This is a genomic window from Desulfosarcina sp., assembly GCF_055467485.1.
The window spans coordinates 1-12,542 of record NZ_JBUOIV010000042.1; the positions used below are offsets into that span (position 1 = coordinate 1).

Here is a 12,542-nt window from a genome sequence, read left to right on the forward strand (position 1 = left end):
TGCCCGGCCAGTGGTGCGCTTTCAGTTTGGCGATCGTTTCGGCGGCGATTAAGGAGATCTGCTTGCCGTGTTTCCTGGCAAATTGCCGGGTCATGTGGTTGGCCAGAAGAATGATGTCCCGGCCCCTTTCCCTGAGGGGCGGCATGGTGATCGTAAAGACGCTCAACCGGTACCAGAGATCCATTCGGAATTTGTTCGTGCGAATATCGTCTTCCAGGTTGCGGTTCGTGGCGGCGATGATACGGACATCGGTGCGGCGCGTTCGGGAGCTTCCCACACGTTCGAATTCACCGTCCTGAAGCACCCGCAGCAGCTTGGACTGCAGTTCCAGCGGCAGCTCTCCGATTTCATCCAGAAAAAATCGTAGACCCCTTGGCTAGTTCAAAGCGCCCGGCCTGGGTCGTTGTGGCTCCGGTAAAAGCCCCTTTTTCCCGGCCGAAAAGTTCGCTTTCAATCAATTCTCGAGGCAGGGCCGCACAGTTCACCTTCACCAATGCCCTTTTACCGCGAGGGCTTAGCTTATGCAAGGCTCGGGCCAATAGCTCCTTGCCCGTACCCGTTTCCCCCATGATAATAACGGGAGTGTCCGTCGGCGCGACCTGCTCGACGCTGTGCAGCACATATTTCAGCGATTCGCTCTTACCGATGATATTTTCAAAGTTGTGTTCCAGCTTGATTTCTTCTTGAAGGTAGGCGCTTTCAGCTTCTATCTGGTTTTTCAGCTGCTCGATCTCCGTATAAGCGCTACGGAGCATTATTTCGCTTTGTTTTCTGGCGGTGATGTCGCGATTGCTGGCCCTGACTCCTAAGTATTCTCCCTGATCACCATGGACAGGTTGACAGATATGCTCGATCCATCGGATTTGGCCGTTTTTCGCGCGGATACGGAACTGAATCTCGCCCGTTTCATGCCTGGTATGCGCTGCTTGCCGGTGTTCCTGCCACTGGGTGAGATGATCGGGTAAAATGATCTCATTTAGCATACCAGGGCGGTCTATTAATTGTTGTACTCGATATCCCGTAATCCTTTCAAAAGAGGGGGATACATAATTGAAGGAACTGTTTATGTTTTCCCAGGTTTCCCAGTCATACGTAAAGTCGGCTACAGTCCGATAGCGCTGCTCTGCTTGGCGTAGTTCATCTTCAGCTGCTTTTTGAGCGGTAATGTCTCGGCCCGTCCCCCATAGTCTCAGGAGCTTTCCGTCTTCGATGACTCCCCTAATATTGTTGAGAGCAGTAATTTTCTTTTTCTTGTAATATTCCACGGTCACGAAATCACGCAAATTATAGCCTGCCCTGATGACCTGTTTTATGGATTCGGCGTTTTCGGGAATGGACGGCGGCATGATTTCACTAAGGCGCATACCCAGCAAGTCCTCCCTCCGTTCGTACCCAACCACCTGCGCATATGCCCTGTTGTTCTCTATAAGGTATGCCCGGCTTAAGAATAAGTTAAATTGTTCGTCTTCAGGCAAATCGAGAGATATGGGCTTGTCGAGCTCAAAGCACCAAATGGGCTCAATGCTTTCTTCCATAAAAGTCTGGAAAAGCTCATTGTTCCTCATTAGTTCCGGAATGTTTATTTTATTTTCGCTCAAAATGATCGCTCCCATTCAGAGCATGATAGGGTAAAAAGGTCAGAGACTAACGATTTAAAATTTTGAATTTTTAATGGAATATCAGTTGATAGGATACAGTCTTCATTATATTGGGTCAAGCAACAGAATGTCCTACTGGTTTAAAAGGTAAAGCAGAATTTTCCATCCCGTGGACGACGATTCATTCAGGACTTCATATCCGTTCTAATCGCGCAAGAGTACGTTCTGGCTATCCCACAAAAACGGACCACACCGTTTCGTGTGGTTTCTTACCAACACCTTGAATTTGAGAATAAAAAAGAATGATCAATATCTTGTGGTCAGCCCAACAAAAGCACTTTTTGTAATATGCGTCACTAATGCGAAGAAGGATCACCACATTGCCTGGGGTGCTCTAAGGCAGGGTTGTGATCCTATCATTAATTTATTCTCTACGATTTTCCAATCGTTCCAGCCCAATTAGAACGACAATGTAGATATGCGACCAAGAATTCCAATCGAGTTTGATGCTTGGGCGATGTCCACCAGTGGGTGGCAAGAACAAAGGTTAGTTCGATAATTTCTCCGTAGCTATTACAAAGATCAGAACTGCTTACAGGGGTACACAACGGCTATGCTTTTCGAGGTCGAACCGCGCCAACTAACAAAAATAAAACAAAAAATGACGATAACGCTTAGCGTTATAGAGCCCTAAGCGCCCATTTTCAATGTCCAAATTGAACATTTAAGCTTTCACGGCCGAGTTAGCTGTCCCCGCTTCCCCACCGCCTTTCCCCCATCCCGATACCTTTCCCTTAGAAAATCCCGCATCGAGGTGACGCGAAATTCCGGCATCACCGCCGTCAGCTGTCGGGCATCGCCGATCCAGTCATTCTCGTTGAAGTAATGGAACAATCTCACCCGCGAAGCGCCGGATGGGTAAGCCCAACGAAAAAGAACTGGTCTGAGAAGCGTAACTACCGGCAGCAGCCAGGGGCCCAAGGGAATCAACCTTTTTCCCTTGACCGCCTGGTAAAGTTTGACCACATCGATCAGGCTGCGAGGCTGCGGGTCGATGACATCGATGCCGGCGTTGAGCACCTGCTGCCGCCGCATCAGCGCGACGGCGAGGCGGGCCACGTCCTGCTGCGCCGTGAAGCTGAACCGATGGCGGGGGCCGATGGGCATCAGGTAAAGGCCCAGGTTCATGACTAAGGGAAAAAACGACAGCCAGGTGTCCATGTAGCAGCCGGTTCTCAGGATCGAAAAGGGAACGCTGCCGGCCACGAGCAGGCGTTCGATGCGCCCCTTGACGTCCAGCATCGGGATGCCCGTGGGCCGGAGCGGTTGAATCAGGGAGAGGTAGATCAGGTGCAGTAGCCGGACCGCCTTGGCTGCCGCTATGGTGCAGCGTACCGCCCTCAGTTCGATCTGGATGTCGTCGTTGCCACCCACAGGCGTGATTAAAAAGGCCGCCTCGGTCCCGTCCAGGGCCTGCTCGACATCGGATCGGTTCAGCATGTTGCCGCGGCGCACATCGGCAGCGGGAAACCGTTTGCGAACAGGGTTGGGCGAGCGGGCCAGGATCCTGACGCACAGACCTTGATCCATGAACGTACGGATGTACGGCGCTCCGAAACGGCCGGTGCCGCCGAGCACGGCGATGGTATGACCTTGCGATGGGTTGGCGCATGGAGCCATGGCTGCCTGCTTCTCCCTGCCGAACGATCCCGCATTCCGTCGCCAGCCGATTCGGTTGCACTTGACCGCGAAAAGCAGGATACTCTATAAATAAACTTACACACGGGTCGTCGTAATGCATTGGATGTGGGCCACGTAGGAATCACCTGAACACAGCCGTTCGGTTTGCGCGAACCGCTTTCACATCCGCCGCATCGTCCAATCATTACGGCGTCTATTCCGGGCTTGCCATGATGGACAAACCTGTAGTCATCGTCACGGGGTCTTCCGGCTTTCTGGGGTCTGCCATCTGCGTCGACTTGAGCCGGGATGCTCGCCTCATCGGGTTGGATTGCCGCGAGCCTTCCCCGGCCCTGCAGCGGCGTGCACCGGATGTTTGCTGGAAGACCATTGACATCTCGGACAGCGCCAGCGTCGAGAGCCTGTTCGATCACATTGCCGCCGATCACCCACGCATCGATTTCGTGCTGCACATGGCCGCATTCTACCATTTCGGCCAGCACTGGCTCCCCGAATACGAACGGGTCAACATCCGAGGGCTGCGGAACATCCTAGATGGCGCCTGCCGTTTGGCAGCCCGGCGATTCATCTTCGCCGGCAGCATCGCGTCACTGCCTCCGCCGCCCGCCGGCAGCGCCCTGACCGAGAAATCGACGCCAGGTTCAGCCACCGCCTACACACGATCCAAAACCATCGGTGAGGCATTGCTGGCCCAGTACCGGTCGCGGCAGCCCGTGGTCGCGCTGCGCATCGGCGGCGTTTTCAGCGACTGGTGCGAGTTGCCGCCGCTCTACAGCCTGATGAAGCTGTGGAGCCAGCCCCACGTTTTCGGCCGCATGATACCAGGCCGGGGCAACACCGGCTTTCCCTACATCCACCGCCGCGACCTGGTGACCACCGTTCGCACGATCTTGGAACGCAACGACGATTTGGCGCCCTTTGAGATCCTGTTCGCCGCGCCTTCCGGCTGCACGACCCACAACGAGCTATTCCCGCTGATCCGCCGCGAATGCGGCGCCCACTTCGACCTGACGCCCATCCATGTCTCCCCGGCGATTGCCAGGATCGTCCTAGTGCTCAAGAACGGCCTCAAGGCCATCCTGGGGAGAAAACGCTATGAACGCAAATGGATGATGGACTATGTCGACACTCCCCTGATGGTCGACACGGCGGTCAGCCGCAGCAAACTCCGGTGGGCCCCCGGCCCCAAACTGAGTATTCTCAATCGCCTGCCGGTATTGATGCAGCGGTTCAGGCAGCACCGCTCCGTTTGGGAACGGCGCAACATCCGTCGCAACGAAGGACGCTACGAATACGGGGACGACGGTCTGTAGCAACGTAGCCAGCCTCGGCCGAGCAAGGCGGGCCTGCTCTTCAATCCACCAGAAACAGCGTTTGGTTGTCCAGCTTGCGCAAAACTGCCCTGGAGACGCTGCCGAGCAGCAGTCGCTTGATGCCGGTCAGGCCGCGTTTGCCTATGACGATGGTGCCGTAACGGCCGGACGCCGCCTCCTTTACGATGGCGCTGCCCGTTGGCTCGCCTGATCCGATGAGGGCGAGCGGTTCGTCAACGTTCAGGCCGACCACCCGTTTGAGGCGGGACCATTGCCGTTCCACGCCAGCCACACGGCCATCGTTCGCGTGAATGAAGGTCACCCGCACGTCCGGCCGGTTCATGAAGGCGCGGTGCACGAAGTCCAGCGCCAGAAGCGATGCATCCGAGAAATCCAGGAGCACCGCGACGTTTCCCAGGTTGTCGTTGGCACCAACCAGGCCGATGACCTTGCGGTTCAGCACATACAGCAAACGTTCCCGCCATGGCTGGCCCCGGTTGCGACCTATCAGCAGCATGCCGTGATCCTGTTTTTCCAATTCGGCCTGAACGGCACGGTCCCACTTGCCGTCACCCCGATGTTCGACCGCCGTGACCCGATCCAACGAACCGCCTGCCGCGGCACTCAGACCTTGGACCCACGTCAGGCAATCGGCTCCGTAAGGCGCCTTCTCCCCCGTCCAGGACCCCGCGAGCAGCACCGTGACGGCGTGGTTCCACCCTGATGGTTCGCCCATCGGCAGCAGGTGGGGAACGCTTGATTTGAACAGTGCCAGGTCGTCACTATCGGCGATCACCCAGAGCCCGTCGCAATTGCGGTCCAACAGCATGCGCCCTAAATGGACCTTGAGCTGCCTCGTCCGGGGCCAGCACCGACAGATAAAGCCCTGTTCAAGGATGATGCGTTTCAGGCACCAATTGCAGTTGATGCAAGGCGTGACCGCCGAAGCGGGCTGACCTGCCTTTTTGACCCAGTCGGGATCGACCCTCAGGGGCCGGCCCAGCCCGACCAAGTGCGCCGCTTTTTGCGCCAGCAGGTCGGCTGCCAGTGCGGGGGTGGTCACTCGGCCGGAAATGATCGTGGGGATGCCGACGTGGCCGGTGAGCTGCACCATATCCTCGCGAAGGTAGGCCCGCCGCTTCATCTTCTGCACCACGGAAGGGAAGAAAATGGAGTTAAAGTTGCCAGCGGCAGCGGAAAGGTAGCTGACGCCGGCGCGTTCCAGCAACTGGGCGAAGGCGATGGCCTCCTCCAGCTTGATGCCGTCAGGCACCCACTCCTTGAGCGGCAGGCGATAACCCAGCGGAACCGACTGGGGCACGTGGCGCCGTATTTTGCCAACGACGCTCAACGGAAAGCGTGTACGGTTTTCGAAGCTGCCGCCGAACTCGAACAGGCGCTTGTTGGTGGCCGGCGAGAGAAACTCGCAGAGCAGATAGCCGTTTGCCCCGTGGACCTCGATCATGTCGAATCCCGCCTGGTGCGCCCGTTGGGCAGCCTGGCAAAAGCGGGTGGCCACCGCATGCATCTCGTCCGCGGTCATCGCTCGGCGCCATCCGGCAAGCTGCTCGAGGAAGAAACGCGTCAGCCCGAAACGCTTCTCGAAGGGAAAGGCGTGCATGAACCCCTTCAGCGACGCCATGTGGTAGGTCAGGTTGGAGGCGTCCACCGGAGAGGCCAGAAGGGGATGCTTGGTCTTGGCAAAACGCCCCGCGTGGTTCAGCTGAATGCTGGCCAGAGCCCCCTGCCGGCGGATGGCCGCGGCCAAGGCCTTCAACCCGGGCATGTAGCGGTCGTCATCGATGCGAAGGTTGTACTGTGAAGTAACACCGTCCGGCGACACGGCGACGTTGGCCACCACCACCATGGCCACGCCGGTAGCGGCCAGCGTGGTGTAGTGCTGGAGCAGAAGGGCGCTGACGCTGCCGTCCGGACTGGCATACCCGGTGAACACCGGTAGGGCCACCAGCCGGTTCTTGAGTCGGTGGGGGGCGATGTGCAGCGGGGTATGGATGGTTGGCGTCAACATGTTATCGGGATGCATCCACGATCGGGAACGATGGGCCGTGCCCGACGGCCGCATAAACCATGCGGTTGATCAGAAAACGGTTGAACCAGCGAATCAGGTTGAAATAGACCGGACCGGTCCAGTGCTTGTAGCGAACCACGGTGAGGACATGAAAGCGTCTGCGCCGATCGTCCATGGGCTGCGCCACCACGGCCAGATCGGCATCCAGATGCCGGTCTCTGGGACAACCGGCAATCCAGAAGCGGTCGTTTTCAACCCGTTGGACCGTGAAAAACCACACGTTGCCACAGGGCAGCATGGGAAAGTCGTCCGGAATCCACTCCTCCTTGGCCGGCAGGACGTCCTGCTGGAAACCCAGCAGGCGAACCAGGGGCGCACGCAAGCGGTACAGCAGTCGAATCAATGCCGGGCGGTAGGCAAACATCTTCTCCAGGAAGGACTCCAGGCGATCCTCGGACTCGATGAACGTCAGGCCGACGAAGTCGGCGTCTTTTACAAGCGCCGTTATCTCCGGTATGCCGGAGAGGTACGTCATTGCCTGATATGCCAGGTGATTCATGATGAGGTCGCGTCCTTGAGCAACAAAAGCGAAGGCATTCCAGGGCCGGAGGGCGTCGATGGGTAACGCGGGTATCGGTGGCAGGCGTGAAGACGTCGAATGCGGCGTGGCGCACCATCGGAAGCGTGTTGGAACCATCGGTTGCGTGGCCGCTATCCGTTTCACCTTCATGCGCCCGGTTCGACGAATGCGCTCCAGGGATGGAAACCACGAAGGCCCCCTTCCGCTTCCCCTGACAGCCCGTTCTTTACCTAAAAGTTATCATCGCCATGGGCGTAAATCAATGATGGTGGCCCAATTAAACTTTAGATCAGTCTATCGCACGAAAAACGACATCTCGGAAATTGCAGCTTTCTTTTATTTTGATTTTAAGGCCGATACCAAACACCGCTACATCTTGTGCTCAGGCGAATTCCCGGCAGGTGGTGACGACCTATGATCGGCTACCGCCTGGATTGAGAAAAAAAAGCCCCGCCCGGATTCATCCGGGGCGGGGCTTTTGGGTTAATGCGTCGAGCGGGTCGTTATCGGATCATGCAGCCGGCTGTCGGTCGCCGTGCTTTTCCCACTCCTGCACCTCGCCTTCCTCCACATCCTCCCAGCCGGTGATCATGGCCTTGACGTGGGCGGTGACGGTGTGCCCGGTGGTGGTCATGTAGACGTGGACGATGATAAAGCACAGGATGGCGAAGGCACCGGCCGTATGGACGAAGGCAATCGCCTCCAGCGTGAGCCAGTCCAGTCCCCAGGCCTTCCATGAGTTGTATCCCCAATAGAGAAATCCGGAGGCCATCTGCACGGGCAGCAGGAATGCGGCCAGCGAGAGGTAGACGATGCGCTGGAGCGGGTTGTGCTTGGCTTCCTTGCGTTTGGGCACCGGGTGGCTTTCGCCCTTGAAGATCCCCCAGCTGTAGTACATGACCACCTGGAACATCTTTTTGGTGGTGGGGATATACTGCTTCCACTCGCCGGTGGTGAAGACCCAGAAAACGAAGAAGGCGAAGGCGATCAGCCAGCTCAGGCCCACGAAGTTGTGCACCTCCACGGCTTCGTCGAACCCCAGAAAGGGGAAGGTGCCGTGCACCTCGAAACCGGTGACCAGCAGCACGAAGATCAAGGCCATCTGCAGCCAGTGCCAGAAGCGTTCATAGCGGGTGTACAGGTACATGGTGATCATTTTTTTGACGGACATGGCTATTTGCCCTCCTTCCTGCCGTTGGTGAACATCCGGGTCAGGCCGTGGATGCCGACTCCCAGCAGATGGCCCAGCACCAGGATCCAGCCCAGCGAATCCAGCAGTTGAAACTTATCGCGCCCGGGCATGTAGAAGCCGGCCAGGCTGGCCAGGCGGCTGTCGTCTCGGGTGTGGCACTCGGTGCAGGCGACCACGTTTTCCTTGGGGGCCACCATGTGGGTGATGGGAAAGACGTAGGTGGTGTCCACGAAATCGAACTCGCCGGAGAAGGGGATGTCCAGCGTAGCATTGCCTTTGGTGATGGCATGGTTCCAGTCGAGCGTTTTCCAGTATCCGTCGGGCCCGGAGAGCATGGGCGCCAGCAGGGTCTTGTGAACCTTGTCGTAGGGCTGCCTGCCCTGGTGAACCTTGAAGGGGAAAATGCGTGAGTTCTCGTCATCACGGCTGCCGACGGGGTGGCTGACCCGGACGGTCTGGCCCGGATCGATGGCGTCCCTGGCGGTCGTGCTGCTGATGGAACCGTTATACCAGAAGTACTCCGGTTTGACGTTCTTGGCCCATTTCATCTGACCCTTGATGGACAGGTAGCTGTCCTTGCCGAACTCGTCCTGGGTCTTGTAGGGCTTGCCGTCCTTCAACTTGCCTGACTGGGACCAGTCCCAGGACATCTTGGTGGGATTGACCCGGGCAAATTCGGGGATGTGGCAGCTCTGGCAGGCCACCTTGTCCGTATGATCGTTGGCTTTGGACTCGGATTTGTGCGGTGTGCTGCTGTGGCAGGACTCGCAGGTGATCTTGGTGGTGAGATCGTCCTCGATCAGGCTCTTGCGGTCGGTGGCCGCCGGTTTGGTGTAAACCCGGCCGGCAATGTTGTGCAAGGTGGTGGTGTGGCAACGGGTGCACTCGAAGTTGCGCCCGTCCGATCCCATATGGACGTCCAGGGCCTTGTTGGGCTTGGTCAACGAGGTGTCCAGGTCGCCGTGCTTGACGCCGTCGCCGCCGCCGCCCTTGAAGTGGCAGGACCCGCAGTTCTGGCGCTCGGGCCGGACCACGGACTGGACGGCCGCCTGGATGTTGCCGCGGAGTTCATTGGCGATCTCCTTTTCATCGGGGTCCTCGGACCCGGCGAAGGCTTCCAGGTCTTCGAACGACTCTTCCCAGTTGATGACTTTTTGACCGTGGCAGTTAAGGCAGTTGATGGCTTCGGTTTTGTTGCCCCATCCGGGATGGCAGCTCAGACAGCCTTTGTCCTGCATGTTGTTGGCCGAGATGCAGAAGTTGTTGATCGAATCGCCGCCCTTGCCATGGATGCTGCCGTCTTCGGTTGTGTAGGCCTTCCAGGTCCAGTGAATGGTTTTATGGAACTGCTCGGCCGCTTCCGTGTGGCAGGAGAGGCAGGCCTGGGTCACCTCCGGGCCGGACCGGAAATCCTTCTGCAGGGCTTCGATCCGGGAATGGTCGGTGGTGATCCACAGCTGCTTTCCCTTGGTGGCCTGATCGGCCAAGGTACGGCCCGGTGCCCGTTCCTCCGCCTCTTCCGTCGAACTGTAGGCTGCAGGTGTAAAAAGGAACGCAAGCATGAACAGGAGCAGGGTGCATGGCACGGCCAAATGGCTCCTTATGATTGACGTCATCGTTTCCTCCCTTGTGGGATCTTAAATGGGTTTTTTCAGGTCGAACGAGCCATCTTTTTTGAAGGTCATTTCACCATCGACATAGAAAACGTTTTTCAACTCCGGGCGGACATCCTGGACCATATAGAACGCCTCACCGCTGCGCGCGCCCGTGCCGCAGATGAAGACGATGGGTTTGTCGGCGGGCAGGGCCTTGATTTTCTCCTCCAGGTTGTCAACGGGAATGTTGACGGCGGTCTTCAGGCTGCCCTTCTTGAATTCATCGGCATCGCGAACGTCCACCAGGAAAATCGATTCGGGAGCCTCATTGACCAACCGGGTAAACTCGGCATGATCGATGCTGCCCTCCTCGACACCGCTCTTGATGGCGGTTGCCGCTGCAGATGTCGCTGATGCGCTGCCGGCCAGCGCCTTCCAGGCCGGGTAGCCGTCGGCAAAAACCTTGACGTTGGTATAGCCCATCTCGATGGCCTTGGCGGCGCTCTTGTGGCTCAGCTTGCAGTGCAGTCCGCCGCAGTAGAAGACCAGCAGCTTGTTCTTGTCCGCAGGCAGCTGGTCCTTCTGATCGTCGAAATAGGTGTCCGGGATGCTGATTGCCGTAGGGATGTGCCCTTTGTCATATTTGGCTTTCCTGGGGCGGGAGTCGACCAGCACCATGTCGGCCCCCTTGTCGATCTGGCTTTTCACCCACTCGGCCGACACTGCCGGGTAGTGCGCCTTGTCCGCCATCCAGACCGGATAGCCTTCGGCATAAACCTTGACGTTGGTGTAACCCAGTTTTTCAGCCTTCATGGCCGACTTGTGGCTCAGCTTGCACTTCAGTCCACCGCAGTAGAAGATCAGCAGGCTGTTTTTATCCGCGGGCAGACGGTCGGTCATCGTGTCGAATTGGCTGTCGGGAATGCTGACGGCCATGGGGATGTGACCCTGGATATACTTGGGCTTGTAGGGCCGGGCATCGATGAGCATGACGTTGTCTGCCATGGGGATGGTGACGTGGGCAGCGACAAATTGCGTGTCCACGATGTCGTGGAACGGTTCAAATGCGGGTTCGGCTGCCGCCGCGACCGGTGCTGCCGGTTGTTGGGTGGCGCATCCGGTGAAGGTGGCCATGAGAAGAAGAACGCTAACCGCTGAAACGATCATATGCAAGGGCTTCATTGATACCTCCATTGAACGGGATCGGGGCAAACCGGATCGTGAATCCGATTTGCCCGCATTGAGATGGCGTAGTGGTTATTTACATTTGGCCGGCGTGGGTGAATCTGCCGCATGATCATGCAGGTACGCATATATGTCGGCGATATCCGCTTCAGACAGGGCATCCCACTCCGGCTTGCAGCCGAAATCCTCGAAGTCCTTTTTTTCGAAGGTGCGCGTCCACTGGGCCTGGGTTTTGGCGTCCGGGCTGATGGGCGGCTTGGGGGAGTCCACTTCGCCGCGCTCCATGCAGGCCTTATAAACCTTGCGGTAGGTGTACTTGCCCTTGCGGTCGTTGCCCTTATCCATGGCAAAGGTGATACCGACAGCCGAAAAAAGAAATACCAGAGCGGTAGCTACGAAAAGTCCTTTTTTAAACATGTTGCCTCCTTCAAGTGAATAAAACGTGTTAAGGTCAAAAGGGTTTCACGATTGGCTTAAAAAACCAAGTGGCGGTCAGCCTGTTCCAGCATTTGGGCATTTCTCGTCTGGGTGGAGAACGATTCTCTGGTCACCCCCGGCACCTCATGCTCCCTGCCGTGCAGACCGTTTGCCCGGAAGCTGGTGTCACAGATATTCAATTCCGCTTTTCCCACCAGCGTTTTTAATTTCGGATTCACGGTCAACAGCACCCCTTTTCCGGTGAAAAAGAGGCTCACCTTCTTGCCTTTGGCAAAGGCTGCCGCGGTGATGTTGACCACATGGTCCAGGTGCTCGTCGGTACACACCAGGATGGCCAGGGAGCCCGTTGCGGCCGAAACCGATTTATCTGGGGAACTTACCACCAGCAGATCACCTTGTCATTTTCGAAAATCTTGTCCACCAGGGCCGGCCAGTCCACCGGGTCTTCGTAAAGCATGACCACCGACGCGGTGTTGTCCATGTTCATGGAGACCGTGAACTTTTCCACCGTTTCGTCGGGTTCCGATCTCAAGATGTGAAGAATGTTCACGGCAAACCTTTTGTTGGGCGCCCACCCGGGTTCGGGTTAAAGCGGGATGACGATATCCGCCTGCCGGATCTTAGCCGCTGCCTGGGCGATGGTCACATGGGTAAAGTTGTACTTTTCGGCGTTTTCCGAGTTGTTGGAAAAACGCATCCCGCCGATCTCGTCCAGGAAAATCATGTTGTCCCGGTAGGCTTCATCCATGTTTTCGATTTCATGGTGCAAGACGAACATCTGGACCGTCATGCCCGCCAACGAAAGACCGACGCTGGTCCGCAGCCCTTCGTACTGCTGCTGGGGATTTTTTATGATGATCGCTGCCCGTTTCATGCTTGCTCGTCCGTTCCATCCTGTGCAGGTTCCGCCT

Annotated in this window: 14 protein-coding genes; 2 read left to right on the forward strand and 12 right to left on the reverse strand. The window is 57.3% G+C overall.

The window, feature by feature from the left end:
* The 3 genes from ACZCED_RS17470 to ACZCED_RS17480 all read right to left on the reverse strand — a co-directional run.
* A partial coding sequence (locus ACZCED_RS17470; protein WP_464861313.1) for a sigma 54-interacting transcriptional regulator occupies positions 1-304 on the reverse strand: 304 nt, incomplete at its 3' end.
* Positions 305-347: 43 nt separating this feature from the next.
* Positions 348-1,598 carry a sigma 54-interacting transcriptional regulator gene (locus ACZCED_RS17475; protein WP_464861314.1) on the reverse strand — a complete coding sequence of 417 codons (1,251 nt, stop codon included), beginning with the start codon at positions 1,596-1,598 and terminating at the stop codon, positions 348-350.
* A gap of 732 nt (positions 1,599-2,330) precedes the next feature.
* Positions 2,331-3,278: an SDR family oxidoreductase gene (locus ACZCED_RS17480; protein ID WP_464861315.1), complete on the reverse strand. Its 948-nt coding sequence runs from the start codon at positions 3,276-3,278 to the stop codon at positions 2,331-2,333.
* 230 nt (positions 3,279-3,508) lie between these two features.
* Here ACZCED_RS17480 and ACZCED_RS17485 point away from each other — a divergent pair, with 230 nt between their 5' ends.
* Positions 3,509-4,612: an NAD-dependent epimerase/dehydratase family protein gene (locus ACZCED_RS17485; protein WP_464861316.1), complete on the forward strand. Its 1,104-nt coding sequence runs from the start codon at positions 3,509-3,511 to the stop codon at positions 4,610-4,612.
* A 40-nt stretch (positions 4,613-4,652) separates the two neighbouring features.
* On the opposite strand, the gene ACZCED_RS17490 is transcribed toward ACZCED_RS17485, so the two are convergent.
* Positions 4,653-6,641, reverse strand: coding sequence for an oxidoreductase (locus ACZCED_RS17490; RefSeq protein ID WP_464861317.1), 1,989 nt, complete (start codon positions 6,639-6,641; stop codon positions 4,653-4,655).
* A 1-nt stretch (position 6,642) separates the two neighbouring features.
* Positions 6,643-7,200, reverse strand: a complete 558-nt coding sequence (locus ACZCED_RS17495; RefSeq protein ID WP_462970248.1) for a DUF2867 domain-containing protein — start codon at positions 7,198-7,200, stop codon at positions 6,643-6,645.
* Positions 7,201-7,258: 58 nt separating this feature from the next.
* Here ACZCED_RS17495 and ACZCED_RS17500 point away from each other — a divergent pair, with 58 nt between their 5' ends.
* The gene (locus tag ACZCED_RS17500; RefSeq protein WP_462970249.1) at positions 7,259-7,639 is read left to right on the forward strand and encodes a hypothetical protein; all 381 of its coding nucleotides are present in this window, start codon (positions 7,259-7,261) and stop codon (positions 7,637-7,639) included.
* 93 nt (positions 7,640-7,732) lie between these two features.
* On the opposite strand, the gene ACZCED_RS17505 is transcribed toward ACZCED_RS17500, so the two are convergent.
* The 7 genes from ACZCED_RS17505 to ACZCED_RS17535 all read right to left on the reverse strand — a co-directional run bounded on the left by ACZCED_RS17505 (position 7,733) and on the right by ACZCED_RS17535 (position 12,505).
* Positions 7,733-8,392 (reverse strand): cytochrome b/b6 domain-containing protein, encoded by a 660-nt coding sequence (locus tag ACZCED_RS17505; protein WP_462970250.1) that lies wholly within the window; start codon positions 8,390-8,392, stop codon positions 7,733-7,735.
* 2 nt (positions 8,393-8,394) lie between these two features.
* The gene (locus tag ACZCED_RS17510) at positions 8,395-10,029 is read right to left on the reverse strand and encodes a tetrathionate reductase family octaheme c-type cytochrome (RefSeq protein ID WP_462970251.1); all 1,635 of its coding nucleotides are present in this window, start codon (positions 10,027-10,029) and stop codon (positions 8,395-8,397) included.
* 21 nt (positions 10,030-10,050) lie between these two features.
* Positions 10,051-11,190, reverse strand: a complete 1,140-nt coding sequence (locus ACZCED_RS17515; RefSeq protein WP_462970252.1) for a rhodanese-like domain-containing protein — start codon at positions 11,188-11,190, stop codon at positions 10,051-10,053.
* 75 nt (positions 11,191-11,265) lie between these two features.
* Positions 11,266-11,610, reverse strand: a complete 345-nt coding sequence (locus tag ACZCED_RS17520) for a cytochrome c family protein (RefSeq protein ID WP_462970253.1) — start codon at positions 11,608-11,610, stop codon at positions 11,266-11,268.
* A gap of 56 nt (positions 11,611-11,666) precedes the next feature.
* On the reverse strand, positions 11,667-12,014 hold the full coding sequence (locus ACZCED_RS17525) for a DsrE family protein (RefSeq protein ID WP_462970254.1): 348 nt from the start codon (positions 12,012-12,014) through the stop codon (positions 11,667-11,669).
* Positions 12,008-12,181, reverse strand: coding sequence for a hypothetical protein (locus ACZCED_RS17530; RefSeq protein WP_462970255.1), 174 nt, complete (start codon positions 12,179-12,181; stop codon positions 12,008-12,010). Before ACZCED_RS17530 ends, ACZCED_RS17525 begins: the two co-directional genes overlap by 7 nt.
* Before the next feature lie 36 nt (positions 12,182-12,217).
* The gene (locus tag ACZCED_RS17535; RefSeq protein WP_464861318.1) at positions 12,218-12,505 is read right to left on the reverse strand and encodes a hypothetical protein; all 288 of its coding nucleotides are present in this window, start codon (positions 12,503-12,505) and stop codon (positions 12,218-12,220) included.
* Between the last annotated feature and the right edge of the window lie 37 nt (positions 12,506-12,542).

Bases quoted from the DNA above. Each gene is read 5' to 3' on its own strand.
- ACZCED_RS17505 (WP_462970250.1), bottom strand. From the start codon at position 8,392: ATGTCCGTCAAAAAAATGATCACCATGTACCTGTACACCCGCTATGAA.
- ACZCED_RS17485 (WP_464861316.1), top strand. From the start codon at position 3,509: ATGATGGACAAACCTGTAGTCATCGTCACGGGGTCTTCCGGCTTTCTG.
- ACZCED_RS17520 (WP_462970253.1), bottom strand. From the start codon at position 11,610: ATGTTTAAAAAAGGACTTTTCGTAGCTACCGCTCTGGTATTTCTTTTT.
- ACZCED_RS17510 (WP_462970251.1), bottom strand. From the start codon at position 10,029: ATGACGTCAATCATAAGGAGCCATTTGGCCGTGCCATGCACCCTGCTC.
- ACZCED_RS17535 (WP_464861318.1), bottom strand. From the start codon at position 12,505: ATGAAACGGGCAGCGATCATCATAAAAAATCCCCAGCAGCAGTACGAA.
- ACZCED_RS17490 (WP_464861317.1), bottom strand. From the start codon at position 6,641: ATGTTGACGCCAACCATCCATACCCCGCTGCACATCGCCCCCCACCGA.
- ACZCED_RS17480 (WP_464861315.1), bottom strand. From the start codon at position 3,278: ATGGCTCCATGCGCCAACCCATCGCAAGGTCATACCATCGCCGTGCTC.
- ACZCED_RS17495 (WP_462970248.1), bottom strand. From the start codon at position 7,200: ATGAATCACCTGGCATATCAGGCAATGACGTACCTCTCCGGCATACCG.
- ACZCED_RS17500 (WP_462970249.1), top strand. From the start codon at position 7,259: ATGGGTAACGCGGGTATCGGTGGCAGGCGTGAAGACGTCGAATGCGGC.
- ACZCED_RS17515 (WP_462970252.1), bottom strand. From the start codon at position 11,190: ATGAAGCCCTTGCATATGATCGTTTCAGCGGTTAGCGTTCTTCTTCTC.